Source organism: Actinoallomurus vinaceus, from assembly GCF_039542055.1.
Classification (GTDB): Bacteria; Actinomycetota; Actinomycetes; order Streptosporangiales; family Streptosporangiaceae; genus Actinoallomurus; species Actinoallomurus vinaceus.
The window spans coordinates 269,530-284,533 of the sequence record NZ_BAABHK010000009.1 but is presented as its reverse complement, the minus strand read 5'-3'; the positions used below and the strand labels follow the sequence as shown (position 1 = coordinate 284,533).

Sequence of the window (15,004 nt, the reverse complement as noted above, 5' to 3'; positions counted from 1 at the left end):
TGGGGCATGACACAGACGACCGCCCTGGCGCCGGTGGCTCAGGCGGACTCACTCGTGAAGACGTACGGCTCCGGAGAGAACACGGTGGCCGCGCTGCGCGGCGTCTCGGCCTCGTTCGCGCGCGGGCAGTTCACCGCGATCATGGGGCCCTCGGGGTCGGGCAAGTCGACGTTCCTGCACTGCCTCGCCGGGCTGGACACCGTGACGTCGGGCTCGGTCGTGATCGACGGGGTGGACATCACGCGGCTGTCGCGGACGCGCCTCACGAGGCTGCGCGGGGAGAAGCTGGGCTTCGTCTTCCAGGCGTTCAACCTGCTGCCGATGCTGACCGCCGAGGAGAACATCCGGCTGACCGCGCGGATGGCCGGGCGGCGGGCGGACCGGGAGTGGTTCCGGGCCCTCGTGGACGCGCTCGGGCTGCGCGACCGTCTCGGGCACCGGCCGGCCGAGCTGTCCGGGGGCCAGCAGCAGCGGGTCGCGGTCGCGCGGGCGCTGCTGACCCGGCCGGAGGTGGTGTTCGCCGACGAGCCGACCGGCAACCTCGACTCCTCCGCCGGCGCGGAGGTGCTGCGCTTCCTGCGCGGGGCGGTGGACACATACGGCCAGACGGTCGTGATGGTGACGCACGACCCGCTCGCCGCGTCGTACGCCGACCGGGTGCTGTTCCTCGCGGACGGCCGGATCGTGTACGAGCTGGCCGGGCCGACGATCGACGGGGTGCACGACGTGATGCGCCGGATGGAGGCCTGAGCATGTGGCTGATCGCCCGCCGGTCGTTCGCGCAGGACTGGGCCCGGCTGACCGCGACGATGCTCGCGGTGCTGTTCTCCGTGGGGCTGATGTCGGGGTCGCTGCAGTTCGCGCTGCGGGCGGAGGCGGCGGTGTCCGGGTCGGACGCCAGCGAGTACGCCAGGGTCGACGTGCTCGTGCAGCCGCGCGGCACCGACCCGGATGACGTGTTCAGCGTTCCGCAGGGCGAGGTACGGCCCGGCGCGATCGCCTCGGTGCCCGGCGTGGCGGCGGTCGCGGGTGACGCGGCCGTGCCGGTCACGGTCGTCGGCGCGCGCGGGAAACCGGTGACGCCGCCGGCGGGCGCGGCGACCGCGCTCCGCCCGTGGATCCCCGACGCCCGCCTGAGCGCCTATCACCTGGTGTCCGGGCGGGCGCCGGCCGCCGACGACGAGGTGGCCGTCGTCCGGCACGTCGCGAGCGCCGGCGGGCTCCACGCCGGCTCGGCCACGACGCTGCTGCTGCCGAACTCCACGCAGCGCGTGCGGGTCGTCGGCGTCGTCACCGTACGGGGCCGGGGCGCGGTGGCCTCCGGCGACCTGATCCTCGGCACGCCCGCCGCCGTGCACCGCGCCGCCGGGCTGCGGGCGGGCACGTGGCAGGGGCTGTGGGTGAAGGCCGCGCCGGGTGTCACGGCCGCGACGCTGCGCGACCGGCTGGTCCCGGTGATGCGCCCGGCCGTCGTCCGGAAGGCCTCCGACGTACGGCACCGGCAGTCGGCCGAGCTGCAGGGCGCGGGGGCGTCCATCGGCGGGGTGATCGGCATGCTCGCGTCGGTCGCGGTGTTCACCGGGCTGTTCGTGGTCGCGAACGCCTTCGGCACGCTGGTCCGCCAGCGCACCCGGCGGCTGGCCCTGCTGTCGGCGATCGGGGCCCGTCCCCGGCAGATCAGGCGGCTGGTCCGCCTCGAGGCGCTGGTCCTGGGGGTCGTCGCCTCGGCGGGCGGGCTCCTGGCCGGGTACGGCGTGTCGGACGTCCTCACGCGGCTGTTCGCCCAGGACGGCTTCGACATCTCCGCCGGCGAGGTCCAGGTCGGCTGGGTCGCGCTGGTCTTCCCGTTCGCGGCGGGCGTCGTGACCACGCAGCTGGCCGCCTGGCGGCCGGCCCGCCGGGCCGCGCGGATCGCGCCGATCGAGGCGCTGCGGTCCTCCACCGCGGAGGCGAGGGGCCGGATCTGGCCCCGGCTCGTCGGCGCCCTCGCGATCTTCGGGGCGTCATGGATGTTCTTCGGCCCGGTCTTCGCGGTCGCGAACGACCCCACGTCCGTCGGCATCGACCGGACCATCCCGATCGCGGTGCTCATCCTCATGGGCGCGATGGTGTGCGTGTCCGGGCTGGCGGTGCTCGCGCCCTTCTTCGTCGGGCCGCTCGGCGGCCTGGTCGGGCGGCTCGGCATGCTCATCAGCGGCGAGTCGGGCCGGCTCGCCCGCGCCACGATCACCCGCAGCCCCCGCCGGGTCTCCTCGGCCGCCGCCTCGCTCATGCTCGGCGTGGCGCTCGTCGCCGCGACCGGTCTGCTGATCACCTCCATCCACCAGCGCGCCAACGAGGCCGGCCGGGAGACGCTCGCCGCCGACCACGTGATCGCGAGTAGCGGGCGGACCTCGAACGGGGCGGCGCCACTGCCCGGTGACACGACGTCGCGCGTCGCGCGCGTACCGGGTGTGACCTCGGCGGTCGCGCTGACCCGGACCGAGGTGCAGCTCGTGTCGCCGAAGACGAAGGTCTCCGACGGCGATCCCGGCGATCCGGTCTTCCTCGACGTGACCGGCGTGTCGGACGTACGGCCGGTGCTGCGCTTCGGCGGGCACCTGCCCGCGCTGCGTCCCGGCGAGATCGGCGTGGCGTCGCCGCTGGTGAAGGCGTACGGCCTGCGGCCGGGCCGCCGGATCGTCGTACACGGGGCGCGCGGGAACGTGACGCTCACCGTGGCCGGCCGGTACCGCGACCCCTCGCACCTGTTCGCCGACCAGGCGCTCGTCGCCCCGGCCACGATGGCGATGCTGGATCCGGGCGCGAGCACGTCGGCCGTGCTGGTCCGGGGCACCGCGTTCGCGCGGGACCTCACCGCGGCCGTCGCGGACGTCCCGGTGGCGCGGGTGTACGACCCGGCGGGCTACGTCCGGATCGCCGTCGCGTCCATGGAGAAGGGCCTGCGGGTGATCTACGGGTTCATCGGGATGTCACTGGTGATCTCGCTGTTCGGGATGGCCACGACGATGTCACTCAGCGTCTTCGAGCGGATCCGGGAGTTCGGCATGCTCGGCGCGGTCGGGACGACCGTGCGGCAGATCCGGTCGATCGTCCGCTGGGAGGCCGCGACCGTCGTGCTGCTGGGGGTGCTGCTCGGCGTGGCGACCTCCGTCGGCACCGTCGCGCTGCTGCACGTCGCCACCGGCAGCTCGTACATCCGGGTGCACCTGCCGTGGTGGCTGCTCGCGGTGGTCGTCGGCGGCGCGGCCGCGGTGACGTGGGCGACGTCGGCGCTGCCCGCCCGCCGCGCCGCCGGGGTGCCGGTGCTGGAGGCCGCCAAGGCGGAGTGACGCTCAGCGGTAGGCGCCGCGGCGGTGGCAGTCCACCAGGTGGTCGTCGACCAGGCCGCAGGCCTGCATGAGGGCGTAGACGGTCGTCGGGCCGACGTGCCGGAACCCGCTCTTCTTGAGCTTCTTGGCGAGCGCCGTGGAGCCGGGGGTGATGGCGGGCACGTCGGTGACCGTCTTGGGGGCCGGGGCGTCCGGGTCGGCGTGGGCCCAGACCAGCGCGGCGAGGCCGTCGGGCAGGTCGAGCGACGCCCGGGCGTTCGCGATCGTCGCGTCGATCTTCCGGCGGTTCCGGACGATCGAGGCGTCGGCCATCAGCCGCTCGACGTCGGCCGGGCCGTACTCCGCGACCTTCTCCGGGTCGAAGTCGTCGAACGCCCGCCGGAACCCCTCGCGCTTGCGCAGGATCGTCAGCCACGACAGGCCGGACTGGAACGCCTCCAGGCACAGCCGCTCGTACAGGCCCTGGTCGTCGCGGACCGGGCGGCCCCACTCGTCGTCGTGGTAGGCGATGTAGTCGGGCGCGGAGACCCCCCATGGGCACCGCGCCAGCCCGTCCGGGCCGATCACAGTCATTCGAACATGGTAGCGAGGCGGTGCAGCGACGTCCGCAACATGAGCCGGGCCATCGGCCCGACCGCGAACCAGCCGACCCGGCCGACCGGCCCGAGCGGCAGGTGGATCAGCTCCGCCCAGGTCACCCGGCACCGGCCCTCCGGCAGGTCGAGCAGGTCGAACCGGCCCTCCCCGTGGACCAGCGCCCCGGTGTGCCGCACCCGGACCCGGTGCGGCGGCCGCCACTCGCTGATCACCATGGTGTCGAGGAAACCGATCGGGCCGACCCCGGTCCACGCCTCCAGGCTCGCGCCGTCGCCCGCGCCGCCCTCCGCATGGGTGAACGGCACCCACTCGGAGTGCCGGGGCCAGTCGACGAGGACCTCCCAGACCCGCTCCGCCGGGGCGGCGACGTCGGCGGAGGCGTGCACGGCGACCGTACTCGTCCTCACTCGTCCCGCTCCCGCCACGTGCCGCCCTCGCCCGGCCGGTGATCCGTGCCGGCGTCTTCGTGGTCCTGCTCGTGATCGGCGATGGTGGCCGCAGGATCGAAGACGATCTTGTCGGCGATGGTCTGCGGCGGCTCGATGGCCCGCTCCCCGGGCGGCTCGTCCGCGCGCTGAGGCAGGGGCGGCTCGGCCACGCGCTGGGGCAGGGACGGCAGGTCGCCTTCGCGCGTGACGAGCGAGTCCGCCGGGTCGAAGTCGTGGTGCGTGGTGGTCAGCGCGTCCGGCGCCGGGGAGGCCGACGGGACGGACGGCCGCCACGACGACTGCTCCGGCGGCTCGTACAGGTGCTGCCGCGCCTCCGCGAGCTCCTGCTCGAGCACGGCAATGCGCGTGTCGCGCTCGGTCAGCTCATGGGCGAAGCGCTCCAGCGCCTCGTCGGTGATCTGCTTGTGGTAGCCCCACAGACCCATCGGCAGGCGGAGCAGCGCGGCGTCGGTGCCGCCGGCGGAACGCCGGCCCGGCAGCGCCAGTGGCGGGTGGTCGGGGTGCTCTACGGACAGCTCCCCGCCGCCACCGACGGCCACGACGACGATCGCCGCCAGGACGGCCAGAGCGGCGAGGGCCACGGTGATGGTGACGAGCATATGTCGATCGTGCCACAACCATGCCGCACGGTGCGTCAACCTGCTCGGACGGACTTGCACACGGCCGCGTGTGCCACGATCGGGATATGGACCTGCGCCTCGGGACCCGGATCCTTCGCCCCGGGCAATTCGCGATCATGACGATCGGCCTGGTCGGCGGCGCCGACATCGCCGAGGTCACCGCCGACCCGGAGGCCGTCCGCACGGCCCGGGCGGACGGGCGGGCGATCGCGGTGGCGCCGTCGTCGGAGGAGCAGGCCGCCGCCTGTGTACGGGCCGGGGCCGACCTGCTGATCGGGGACGCCTTCGCCGGCGTCGCCGCGGCGACCGGGGCGGCGCTCCTGTGCTCGGCGCCGGAGCGGGCGGCGGGGGTACGGCCGGACGGGGTGCTGGTCCGCGCCACGGACCCGTACGTGGCCGAGCGCCTCGCCGGGGCCGGTCACGCCGTCCTGGTGGACGAGGCCGATCCCGCCGTCGTCTCGGTGTTCGCCTGGACCGGCGCGCGCGTCTTCCGCACGGCCGACCTCGACGCGACCCGGCAGGTCCTCGACATGGTCGCGTCGATCATCGGAACCCGTCCGCCCGCCATCTCACGCCGCGGCCTCGCCTGACGCCGGACCGGTCGCTCAGGGCTCGGCCTCGATGTAGTCCTCGGCGGTCGGCTGCAGGCGGACCGGCGAGCGCTCCAGGTGGTCGAACGCCTCCTCGACGGTGGTGGTCCAGCCGATCGCGTCGAAGATGCGGGGCCGGGCGAAGCCCTCGTTCAGCAGGTGCTTCATCAGCTCGCGGAGCGGGTCGTACAGGCCGTGGGGGTCGAGGATCGCGATGGGCTTCTCGTGCAGGCCCAGCACGCGCGCGGTCCAGACCTCGAAGAGCTCCTCGAGGGTGCCGAGCCCGCCGGGCAGGACCAGGAACGCGTCGGAGCGGCGGTCCATCTCGCCCTTGCGAGACCGCATGTCCTCCGTCACGACCAGCTCGGTGGAGTCGTCGTCGGCGATCTCGACCTCGACGAGGGCCTGCGGGATGACGCCGACGGTGTGCGCGCCGCCCTCGCGCGCGGCGCGGGCGACGGCCCCCATGCAGGACACGGTGGCGCCGCCGCTGACGAGCGTGTGCCCCCGCCGGGCGAGTTCGGCGCCGGCCTCGGCGGCCAGCTCGACGTAGCCGCGGTCGATGCGGCCGCTGGACGAGCAGAAGACGCAGATCCGCATCAGCTTCCGTTCCCTCCGGCGCGCGCGTCGGCCTTCTGGGCCGCGCGCTCCTCCAGCTCGCGCTCCTGGGTCTCGTGGGCCCGCCTGATGACCTCGACGACGTCCTCCGGGTCGTCGGTGAGGTGGATCAGGTCGATGTCCTCCGGGGAGACCTTCCCCGAGGGCAGCATCTGGTTCTTGATCCAGTCGACGAGGCCGCCCCAGAACTCGGTGCCGACGAGCACGATCGGGAAGCGTGTGATCTTCCTGGTCTGCACGAGGGTGATCGCCTCGAACAGCTCGTCGAGCGTGCCGAATCCGCCGGGGAGCACGACGAACGCCTGCGAGTACTTGACGAACATCGTCTTGCGGACGAAGAAGTAGCGGAACTCCAGGCCGATGTCGATGTGGTCGTTCAGCCCCTGCTCGAACGGCAGCTCGATGCCGAGTCCGACCGAGACGCCGCCGGCCTCGTCGGCCCCCTTGTTCCCCGCCTCCATGATCCCCGGACCGCCGCCGGTGATGACGGCGTAGCCGGCCTCGACGAGCAGGGCGCCGATCCGCTCGGCCAGCTCGTACTCCTCCGAGCCCGGCTTGGTGCGGGCGGAGCCGAAGATGCTCACCGCGCGCCCCAGCTCGGACAGCAGGCCGAAGCCCTCCACGAACTCCGCCTGGATGCGCAGCACCCGCCAGGGGTCGGTGTGCACCCAGTCGGACGGACCGCGGGAGTCGAGCAGTCGCTGGTCGGTCGTCGTCGAGGGGATCGCCTTGCCCCGCAGCGTTACGGGGCCCTGCCGCCTCCGGCGCGGCGTCTCGTCAGGTTGCATGGCCCAACGTTAGCCATCGCCGCAAGCGGTTTTGAGCAATCAGACACCACAACTGTTAGCGGTCAACGAACCCATTTGTACCGTTTGTCGTTTTGTTGGGCTCTAGACTTCGGCCGTGAGCCAAGCGACTGACGTGCTTGAGCCGGAACCCGTTTTCGTCGACGCGACGGGGCGCCGGGCACGGATCGCGCGCCGCGCGGGGATCGCGCTCGGGTGCATCGTCGCCGCCTATCTCGCGCTCGTGGGGATCGGGCTGGCCACCGGGACGCGGGTGCCGCTCACCCCGTGGCCCGAGACGAAGCACTCGACGTCGGGCCGCGGCCCCGCCGAGGACGGGCTCATGCCTCGCAGCGGAGGACGCAACCCGCTTCCGAACCGGAGCTCCGCCGCCGGCACGGCGCCGAGCGGCCCGGCGCCGACGACCGGCGCGTCCCGCGCGCCCGCGGGCACCCACTCGGGCACCCCGGGCTCCACCACGCCGACCACCGGAGCGACCACGCCGCCGGTGACGCCGACGTCCACCACCACGGCCCACGGGAAGGGACACGGCTACGGCCGGACCAAGAGCCCCAACCCGAAGAAGCCCTGATGCCGCGCAAGGACCGCCGGCGTGATCCGCGCGGCCACTGGATCCTGCTCTTCCTCGGCGCCGTCACCCTCGTCGCGGGGCTCCTGCTGACCGGTTACGCGCACGGTGTTGTCGGGGAGTCGACGCAGCACAACTACGAGAAGAGCGGTTCGGCACCGCCCGCGGTGGCGAACGGCGGTCCGGTCGTGAACCTGTCGGGCGGCAAACCGGAGAGCATCCGGACGCCCCGTCGCACCATCGCGCTCACCTTCGACGACGGTCCCGATCCCCGCTGGACCCCGCAGCTCCTCGACGTGCTGCGACGCCACGGCGCCCACGCGACGTTCTTCGTCATCGGAGCGCGTGTCGCCGACCACCCCGGCATCGTCCACCGGGCGATCCGCGAGGGCAACGAGATCGGCTCGCACACCTACACCCATATCGACATGGCGAGCGCCTCGCCCTGGCGCATCCGCTTCGAACTCGATCTGACCCAGCGGGCGCTCGCCGGTGCGGCCGGCGTCAACACCCGGCTCATCCGGATGCCGTACTCCTCCGTGCCGGACGGCCTGTCCGCGCCGGAGTACCGGGCGGCCCTGGAGGCCGGGGGCCAGGGCTACGTCGTGGCGCTCACCGACCTGGACACCGAGGACTGGCGGCGGCCGGGCGTGGAGAAGATCATCGAGGCCGCCACGCCCAAGAAGGGCGCCGGCGCCGTCGTGATGATGCACGACTCGGGAGGCGACCGGGCCCAGACGGTACAGGCCCTGGACGCGCTGCTGACCCGGCTGTCGGCCGAGGGGTACCGGTTCACGACGCTGAGCCAGGCGACGCGGCTGCCGTCCGCCGACGTGCCCGCCTCGACCTTCGACAAGGTGACCGGAACGGCCCTGACCGCCGCGCAGCGCTGGTCCGACCTGTGGGCCGGCTGGTTCGGGATCCTCTTCGGGATCGCGGGCGCGCTGACCACGCTGCGGCTGCTGGCCCTCCCGCTGTTCGCGCACGTCCATGTCCGGCGGGTCCGGCGCCGACCCCGCCGCGGGCCCTCGCCATGGCTCACCGTCGGGGGCGCCCCGCCACCGGTGTCGGTGATCGTTCCGGCGTACAACGAGGAGGTCGGCCTGGCGGCGACGGTGCGCTCCCTCGTGAACACCACCTACCCGTCGCCGATCGAGGTGCTGATCGTCGACGACGGGTCCACCGATGACACGCCCGTCATCGGCGACCGGCTGCAGCGGGAGTTCGCGAACGTCCGGCTCATCTGCCGGCCCAACGGCGGCAAGCCGGCCGCCCTGAACACGGGCATCGCGCAGGCGAGCCACGACATCCTCGTCCTCGTCGACGGCGACACCGTCTTCCAGCGCGACACGATCAACAACCTCGTACGGCCGCTGGTCGACCCGCGGGTCGGAGCGGTCAGCGGCAACACCAAGGTGGCCAACCGCAAGGGCCTCATCGGCCGCTGGCAGCACCTGGAGTACGTCATCGGGTTCAACCTCGACCGGCGGATGTTCGACGTGCTGGAGTGCATGCCCACCGTGCCCGGCGCGATCGGCGCCTTCCGGCGGCAGGCCCTCGCGTCGGTCGGCGGGCTCAGCACCGAGACCCTCGCCGAGGACACCGACCTCACCATGGCGATCTGCCGGGCGGGCTGGCGCGTCGTGTACGAAGAGACCGCTCTGGCCTGGACGGAGGCGCCGTCGTCGCTGCGGCAGCTGTGGAGGCAGCGGTACCGCTGGTGCTACGGCACCCTGCAGTCGATGTGGAAGCACAAACGCGCCATGGTCGAGGGCGGCCGCTCCGGCCGGTTCGGCCGCCGCTGCCTGCCGTACCTCGCGCTCTTCCAGGTCGCCCTGCCGTGCCTCGCACCCGTGGTCGACGTCTTCGCCATCTACGGCATGTTCGTCCTGAACCCGCTGACCGTCGCGGGGTCGTGGGTGCTGTTCACGGTGGCCCAGGCGGCGGCCGCGATGTACGCGCTACGACTCGACGGCGAGCGCCTCACCACGCTGTGGGTGATGCCCTTCCAGCAGATCGTCTACCGGCAGCTGATGTACCTGGTGGTCATCCAGTCGCTTGTCACGGCGATCCTGGGAGCCCGGCTGGGCTGGCACGTCATCCGGCGCACCGGGACGTTCTCGGAGGGGGAACCGCTGCCGACCCAGGTCGGCGCCTGAAGCCCGTACGGAGCCGTCCGGCGCCCTCGGCGAGGGCGCCGGACGTCCATGCGGTTCCACCGACCGTACGGACGGGTCGCCGACCGTACGGACCGGGCATCGACCGTACGGGCCGATCGCCGGTCGTACGGACGGATCACTGACCGCACGGACTCGGCACCGACCATACGGACGGGTCGCCGGCCGTACGGACGGATCGCCGGTCGCCGGTCGTGGGTCTCGGTCCTCCGTCATCGGTCATCCGGACCTGTCACCGGCCGAAGCGGGTGCGCTCGATCTCCTCATAGACATTGATCTTGTGGTCGATGAGCTCGAGGTCCTCTTGCAGTTCGTCGATGCGCGCGGCCACCTCGGCGCGGTGCGCGACGAGGAGGGCCTTGCGGTCGGCGGCCGTTCCGTTGCCCTCGCGGGCCAGTTCGGCGTAGCGGAGCATCGTCGCGATAGGCATCCCGGTCGCGCGCAGCCGGGTGAGCAGCGTGATCCAGGACAGGTCGCGCTCGGTGTAGCGGCGGTGCCCGCTGGAGTCGCGCTCCGGCGGCTCCCGGAACGCGCCGATGCGCTCGTAGTAGCGCAGGGTGTGCGCGGAGACGCCGGTTTGCTCGGCCGCCTCCGCGATCGTCAGTCCGTCGGCCAGTGCCTGGGCCATCTGGGTCATGAGGTCGCCCTCCCGCGTCGATCCCGAGTCAAGGGCCGGGCACGGCTCACGTCGTGAGCCAGGCCCGCATTCGCTCCTCGCTGGCGAAGATACGCGGAATCTCCACGTACTCGTCACGCGTGTGCGACAGGCTGGGCTCGCCGGGGCCGTAGTTGACGGCCGGAATGCCCAGCTCGGAGAACCTCGCCACGTCCGTCCAGCCGAGTTTGGCGCGCGCCTCGCCGCCGGTCGCCGCGGCGAACGCGGCCGCGACCGGATGCGTCAGGCCCGGCCGGGCACCGGGAGCGCCGTCGACCACGGTCACCTCGTAGCCGTCGAACAGCTCGCGCAGGTGCTTCTCCGCGTCGCCCAGGGACTTGTCGGGCGCGAACCGGTAGTTGATCGTGACGACGCACTCGTCGGGGATCACGTTGCCCGCGACGCCGCCTCGGATGAACACCGCGTTGAGGCCCTCGTGGAACTCCAGGCCGTCGACGACGGGACGCCTCGGCTCGTACGCCCGCAGGACGTCGAGGACCGCACCGGCGTGGTGGATGGCGTTCGACCCCATCCACGACCGCGCGCTGTGCGCCCGCTCGCCCGGGACCTTGACCTCTACGCGGATGGTGCCCTGACAGCCGCCTTCCACGATGCCGCCCGACGGCTCCATGAGGACCGCGAAGTCGGCCTGCAGCAGCTCGGGGCGGGTCTGCCCGATGCGCCTGAGGCCGTTCCGGGCCTCCTCGACCTCTTCGCACTCGTAGAAGAAGTAGGTGACGTCCCGGGTCGTCTCGGGGATGGTGGCCAGCTTGAGCTGCACGGCGACGCCGGCCTTCATGTCGCCGGTCCCGCAGCCGTACAGGCGCTCCCCTTCGACCCGCGAGGGGAGGTTGTGGTTGATCGGGACCGTGTCGAGGTGCCCAGCGATCACCACCCGCTCGTCCCGGCCCTGCGACGTGCGCGCGATCACCGTGTCGCCGTCGCGTTCGACGGACAGGTGGGGCAGGGCGCGCAGCGCCTCCTCGACCGCGTCGGCGAGCTCCTTCTCGTTGCCGCTCACCGATTCGATGTCGACGATCGCCGCGGTCAGGGAGGCGACGTCCTGGGTCAGATCAAGCCGCATGCCGCATGAGCCTACGCCAGCGATGCCCGGATCCGGCCAGCCGACCTGCCGCCGGAGGCGCGCGCCGACGGCATGTCAGCTGCACGGATGTGGCGATCTGCCAAGAAAGCGGCTGATCTTAGGGGAATTTTCCACCTATTCGATGGCCGCTTGGTTGGATATTTACATATATGGGAGCGGCGTTCCCTTCAACCCCGCGGAAGGAGCTCCCCCCATGCCGGAACCCCCCGCCGGCCGCCTCACCCCAGGGGCGGCCTTCACATCCGACAGCCCCGTCCCCGACCGTCACACCCCGACCACCCAAGCCTCCGCCACACCCGGCACCCCCCACCGCCACCCGCCCGCACCGGCGACCGCCCCGCCCGGGACCACCGAGCCCGACCCGCTCACCTCTGCGACCGCCGCGCCCGGAGCCACCGAGCCCGACCCGCCCGGCACCGCCGAACCCGACCCGCTCACCCCGGCGACCGCCACGCCCGAAGCCACCGAGCCCCAACCGATGGGCGCCACCGAGCCCGACTCACTCGCGTACGCGACCGCGCCCTACCCGCTCGCACCGGCGACTGCCGCACCCGGTGCGACCGAGCCCCGGCCGCTCGCACCGGCGACCGCCGGGCACGGTGCCCTCGGCCGTCGCGACCTGCTCACGCGGGCGGCCGCCATCGCGGGCGGCGCCGCTCTCATCGGCGCCGCCGACCTGGCCCGGCCCCGCCCCGCGCGGGCCGTCACCGCACCGCGCGTCTACACGCGCGCCGAGTGGGACGCGCGTCCGCCCACCTCGCCGGCCACGATCATCAAGGCGCCCGACCACCTGATCGTGCACCACATGGCCTTCCCCAACTCCACCGACTACTCCCTCGCGCACGCCTTCCAGCTGTCCCGCGACTGCCAGGACCTCCACATGGACACCAACGGCTGGAGCGACACCGGGCAGCAGCTGACCATCAGCCGCGGCGGCTACGTCATGGAGGGCCGGAACCGCACGCTCGAGGCCATCGGGCAGCGCAAGAACGTCTTCGGCGCCCAGTGCGCCAACGAGAACGGCCACACCCTCGGCATCGAGAACGAGGGCACGTACACCACCGAACTCCCGCCCACCGCCCTGTGGAACGCCCTCGTCCAGACCCTCGCCTGGCTCTGCGACCTGTACGGGCTGTCCCCGGCCACCGCGATCGTCGGCCACCGCGACTACAACTCCACCACCCAGTGCCCCGGCGACGCGCTCTACGCCCAACTGCCCCAGCTCCGGTCGGAGGTCGCGGGCAAGCTCGGCCTGGCGTCCGCCGCGCGCACCGGCTCCGTCACGCGCTCCGGCCTGCCCGGCCCGCGCACCCTGGGCGACCACGGCCCCGCCGTCGGCGCCACCGAACCCCGCCCCTGACGGCCAACACACCGTCAACGTGATCCGGCCCCACACGGCCGACCACCGTCACCCGACCCCCGCCGCTCACGGGCCGTTGCCGACCGTGTCACGGCCACACCGCCGCCTCCCGACCCCGCCCGCCCACAGTCACCGTGCCCTTGCACGTGGCATGCCCCGGCCCCAGGGGTGGCCACTCCGTCCACCCTCCCGTCCCGCCACACGACCCCAGGAGGAACCGTGGCCCCGTCCCCCCGCAACCGCATCATCCGCCGGCTGAGCACGGCGTTCGCCGCGCTCTCCCTTGCCGGAGGCGTCCTGGCCGCCGGTCCCGCGGCCGGCGCGTCGCCGAACCCGATCACCCACCCCGACAAGGACCACGCCGGGTACAGCCTCGCCGGCAGCGGGTCCGGCACCGTCTCCCCGCTCGTGTCGGGTCTGCCCGGCCTGGACGTCTCCAGCCACCAGGGCAACGTCACCTGGAGCACGGTCAAGAGCAACGGCGCCAAGTTCGCCTACGTCAAGGCCACCGAGGGCACGTCGTACCAGAACCCCTACTTCTCCCAGCAGTACGTCGGGTCGTACAACGTGGGACTCATCCGCGGCGCCTACCACTTCGCGCTGCCGGACAACTCGAGCGGCGCCGCGCAGGCCGACTACTTCGCCGCCCACGGCGGCGGCTGGTCGGCGGACCACCAAACGCTGCCCGGCGCGGTGGACATGGAGTACAACCCGTACGGGGCGTCCTGCTACGGCCTCAGCCAGGCTTCCATGCGCAGCTGGATCCACGCGTTCATCAACGAGTACCACGCCAAGACCGGCCGCTGGGCGGTCATCTACACCAGCCTGAGCTGGTGGACCAGCTGCACCGGTAACACCGACACCACGTTCGCCACGAACAGCCCGCTGTGGATCGCGAAGTACTCCAGCTCCGCGGGCACGCTGCCGGCGGGCTGGAGCTTCTACACCATCTGGCAGTACGCCGACAGCGGCACGTTCCCTGGCGACCAGGACACCTTCAACGGAGACTCCGCGCGCCTGCTGGCCCTGGCCGACAACACCTGATCGCATGACGGCATGACGGCGCGGCGCCGGGGCAAGGCTCCGGCGCCGCGCATGTTCACGTCAGCCCGTCGAGGCACCCGAGCCATACGGCGGGCGCGGCCCGGTGAGCGCCCCGCAGAGAACCGTCAGGCGTTCACGCCTCGGTCGCGCAGAGCCGTGGGCGCCCCCGTACGGGTGTGTCAGGCGCTCAGGCCGTGGTCGCGGAGGACGTCGTTGAGCTGCGACTTGTCGTGCCGCACGCCCGGCTCGAGGCGCTTGATCACCAGGACGGCGGGCATCCCGAAGGTGCCGCCGGGGAACTCCTTCAGGCGCGTGCCTCCGACGGCGACACACCAGTCGGGGATCCGGCCGCGGCCGAGCTCCTTCCCCGTCTCCACGTCGATGACCGGCATCGAGGCGGAGAGGTTCGTGCCGGAACCGACGACCGCGCCCGTGCCCACGCGGGCGCCCTCGACGATCATCGAGCGGCTGCCGATCATGGCCTCGTCGCCGATGATGACGGGCTTGGCGTTCGGCGGCTCGAGCACGCCGCCGATGCCGACGCCGCCGGACAGGTGGACGTTCTTGCCGACCTGCGCGCAGGACCCGACCGTCGCCCAGGTGTCGACCATCGTGCCGGAGTCGACGTAGGCGCCGATGTTGGTGAAGGACGGCATCAGGACGACGCCCGGCGCGAGGTAGGAGCCCCAGCGGGCGATCGCGCCCGGCACGACGCGCACGCCGTCGAGGCGGGTCTTCAGCGGGATCCGGTCGTGGTAGTGGAAGTCGCCCACCTGCGCCTGGACCATGCCCAGCACCTTGAAGCTGAGCAGAATCGCCCGCTTCGCGCGCTCGTCGACGATCACCTCGTCGGTGGCCTCGTCGACGAGCGCCACACGTGCCTGCCCGGCGTCGATCAGATCGACGGCGGCCACGATGGCGGAACGGGCGTCGGTGTCCTCAGGGCTCAGGTCGGCCCGGCGCTCCCACAGCTCATCGATGACGCTTGAGATCGGGCTGGTGAACGTGTCGGTCATGCCGGTGAGGATAGCGGCGGCCGCGGCGTCGGATGTCCGGCAGGGTGTGCGGAGCGGGTACCTTCGT

Annotated in this window: 15 protein-coding genes; 7 read left to right on the top strand and 8 right to left on the bottom strand. The window is 72.7% G+C overall.

From position 1 onward, the window contains the following. Window positions 1-6 precede the first annotated feature (6 nt). Together ABEA24_RS30215 and ABEA24_RS30210 are read left to right on the top strand one after the other, a co-directional pair. Window positions 7-750, top strand: coding sequence for an ABC transporter ATP-binding protein (locus ABEA24_RS30215; protein WP_345434563.1), 744 nt, complete (start codon window positions 7-9; stop codon window positions 748-750). Between the two features lie 2 nt (window positions 751-752). Continuing rightward, window positions 753-3,332 carry an FtsX-like permease family protein gene (locus tag ABEA24_RS30210; RefSeq protein ID WP_345434562.1) on the top strand — a complete coding sequence of 860 codons (2,580 nt, stop codon included), beginning with the start codon at window positions 753-755 and terminating at the stop codon, window positions 3,330-3,332. Between the two features lie 3 nt (window positions 3,333-3,335). Here the strand turns inward: ABEA24_RS30210 and ABEA24_RS30205 are convergent, their stop codons facing one another. Genes ABEA24_RS30205 through ABEA24_RS30195 form a run of 3 tightly spaced genes read right to left on the bottom strand, consistent with a single transcriptional unit; the run spans window position 3,336 to window position 4,977 of the window. Then, window positions 3,336-3,905, bottom strand: a complete 570-nt coding sequence (locus ABEA24_RS30205; protein WP_345434561.1) for a DNA-3-methyladenine glycosylase I — start codon at window positions 3,903-3,905, stop codon at window positions 3,336-3,338. Then, window positions 3,902-4,336, bottom strand: a complete 435-nt coding sequence (locus ABEA24_RS30200; RefSeq protein WP_345434560.1) for an SRPBCC family protein — start codon at window positions 4,334-4,336, stop codon at window positions 3,902-3,904. Before ABEA24_RS30200 ends, ABEA24_RS30205 begins: the two co-directional genes overlap by 4 nt. Beyond that, the gene (locus tag ABEA24_RS30195; RefSeq protein ID WP_345434559.1) at window positions 4,333-4,977 is read right to left on the bottom strand and encodes a hypothetical protein; all 645 of its coding nucleotides are present in this window, start codon (window positions 4,975-4,977) and stop codon (window positions 4,333-4,335) included. The genes ABEA24_RS30200 and ABEA24_RS30195 overlap by 4 nt, the downstream gene beginning before the upstream one ends. An 86-nt stretch (window positions 4,978-5,063) precedes the next feature. Between ABEA24_RS30195 and ABEA24_RS30190 the strand changes: the two genes are divergently transcribed. Next, window positions 5,064-5,588 (top strand): hypothetical protein, encoded by a 525-nt coding sequence (locus ABEA24_RS30190; protein WP_345434558.1) that lies wholly within the window; start codon window positions 5,064-5,066, stop codon window positions 5,586-5,588. A gap of 15 nt (window positions 5,589-5,603) precedes the next feature. Here ABEA24_RS30190 and ABEA24_RS30185 read toward each other — a convergent pair whose 3' ends face one another. Together ABEA24_RS30185 and ABEA24_RS30180 are read right to left on the bottom strand one after the other, a co-directional pair. Further along, window positions 5,604-6,188: an LOG family protein gene (locus ABEA24_RS30185; RefSeq protein WP_345434557.1), complete on the bottom strand. Its 585-nt coding sequence runs from the start codon at window positions 6,186-6,188 to the stop codon at window positions 5,604-5,606. Next, window positions 6,188-6,994 (bottom strand): LOG family protein, encoded by an 807-nt coding sequence (locus ABEA24_RS30180; RefSeq protein ID WP_345434556.1) that lies wholly within the window; start codon window positions 6,992-6,994, stop codon window positions 6,188-6,190. Before ABEA24_RS30180 ends, ABEA24_RS30185 begins: the two co-directional genes overlap by 1 nt. A 115-nt stretch (window positions 6,995-7,109) precedes the next feature. Here ABEA24_RS30180 and ABEA24_RS30175 point away from each other — a divergent pair, with 115 nt between their 5' ends. Beyond that, window positions 7,110-7,583, top strand: coding sequence for a hypothetical protein (locus ABEA24_RS30175; RefSeq protein WP_345434555.1), 474 nt, complete (start codon window positions 7,110-7,112; stop codon window positions 7,581-7,583). Further along, window positions 7,583-9,739 carry a bifunctional polysaccharide deacetylase/glycosyltransferase family 2 protein gene (locus tag ABEA24_RS30170; protein ID WP_345434554.1) on the top strand — a complete coding sequence of 719 codons (2,157 nt, stop codon included), beginning with the start codon at window positions 7,583-7,585 and terminating at the stop codon, window positions 9,737-9,739. Before ABEA24_RS30175 ends, ABEA24_RS30170 begins: the two co-directional genes overlap by 1 nt. 250 nt (window positions 9,740-9,989) lie before the next feature. Here the strand turns inward: ABEA24_RS30170 and ABEA24_RS30165 are convergent, their stop codons facing one another. Both ABEA24_RS30165 and dapE read right to left on the bottom strand, forming a co-directional pair. Then, on the bottom strand, window positions 9,990-10,394 hold the full coding sequence (locus ABEA24_RS30165; RefSeq protein WP_345434553.1) for a MerR family transcriptional regulator: 405 nt from the start codon (window positions 10,392-10,394) through the stop codon (window positions 9,990-9,992). Window positions 10,395-10,440: 46 nt separating this feature from the next. Next, window positions 10,441-11,496 (bottom strand): succinyl-diaminopimelate desuccinylase, encoded by a 1,056-nt coding sequence (gene dapE / locus ABEA24_RS30160; RefSeq protein WP_345434552.1) that lies wholly within the window; start codon window positions 11,494-11,496, stop codon window positions 10,441-10,443. Window positions 11,497-11,710: 214 nt separating this feature from the next. Here dapE and ABEA24_RS30155 point away from each other — a divergent pair, with 214 nt between their 5' ends. Together ABEA24_RS30155 and ABEA24_RS30150 are read left to right on the top strand one after the other, a co-directional pair. Next, window positions 11,711-12,877 (top strand): peptidoglycan recognition protein family protein, encoded by a 1,167-nt coding sequence (locus ABEA24_RS30155; protein WP_345434551.1) that lies wholly within the window; start codon window positions 11,711-11,713, stop codon window positions 12,875-12,877. A 219-nt stretch (window positions 12,878-13,096) separates the two neighbouring features. Continuing rightward, on the top strand, window positions 13,097-13,921 hold the full coding sequence (locus ABEA24_RS30150; protein ID WP_345434550.1) for a lysozyme: 825 nt from the start codon (window positions 13,097-13,099) through the stop codon (window positions 13,919-13,921). Between the two features lie 179 nt (window positions 13,922-14,100). Here the strand turns inward: ABEA24_RS30150 and ABEA24_RS30145 are convergent, their stop codons facing one another. After that, window positions 14,101-14,937, bottom strand: coding sequence for a 2,3,4,5-tetrahydropyridine-2,6-dicarboxylate N-succinyltransferase (locus ABEA24_RS30145; RefSeq protein WP_345434549.1), 837 nt, complete (start codon window positions 14,935-14,937; stop codon window positions 14,101-14,103). Between the last annotated feature and the right edge of the window lie 67 nt (window positions 14,938-15,004).

What these genes read in the sequence shown, in the direction of transcription:
- ABEA24_RS30215 (WP_345434563.1), top strand. Translation starts at nt 7, where the DNA reads ATGACACAGACGACCGCCCTGGCGCCGGTGGCTCAGGCGGACTCACTC.
- ABEA24_RS30210 (WP_345434562.1), top strand. Translation starts at nt 753, where the DNA reads ATGTGGCTGATCGCCCGCCGGTCGTTCGCGCAGGACTGGGCCCGGCTG.
- ABEA24_RS30205 (WP_345434561.1), bottom strand. Translation starts at nt 3,905, where the DNA reads ATGACTGTGATCGGCCCGGACGGGCTGGCGCGGTGCCCATGGGGGGTC.
- ABEA24_RS30195 (WP_345434559.1), bottom strand. Translation starts at nt 4,977, where the DNA reads ATGCTCGTCACCATCACCGTGGCCCTCGCCGCTCTGGCCGTCCTGGCG.
- ABEA24_RS30190 (WP_345434558.1), top strand. Translation starts at nt 5,064, where the DNA reads ATGGACCTGCGCCTCGGGACCCGGATCCTTCGCCCCGGGCAATTCGCG.
- ABEA24_RS30185 (WP_345434557.1), bottom strand. Translation starts at nt 6,188, where the DNA reads ATGCGGATCTGCGTCTTCTGCTCGTCCAGCGGCCGCATCGACCGCGGC.
- ABEA24_RS30180 (WP_345434556.1), bottom strand. Translation starts at nt 6,994, where the DNA reads ATGCAACCTGACGAGACGCCGCGCCGGAGGCGGCAGGGCCCCGTAACG.
- ABEA24_RS30170 (WP_345434554.1), top strand. Translation starts at nt 7,583, where the DNA reads ATGCCGCGCAAGGACCGCCGGCGTGATCCGCGCGGCCACTGGATCCTG.
- ABEA24_RS30165 (WP_345434553.1), bottom strand. Translation starts at nt 10,394, where the DNA reads ATGACCCAGATGGCCCAGGCACTGGCCGACGGACTGACGATCGCGGAG.
- dapE (WP_345434552.1), bottom strand. Translation starts at nt 11,496, where the DNA reads ATGCGGCTTGATCTGACCCAGGACGTCGCCTCCCTGACCGCGGCGATC.
- ABEA24_RS30155 (WP_345434551.1), top strand. Translation starts at nt 11,711, where the DNA reads ATGCCGGAACCCCCCGCCGGCCGCCTCACCCCAGGGGCGGCCTTCACA.
- ABEA24_RS30145 (WP_345434549.1), bottom strand. Translation starts at nt 14,937, where the DNA reads ATGACCGACACGTTCACCAGCCCGATCTCAAGCGTCATCGATGAGCTG.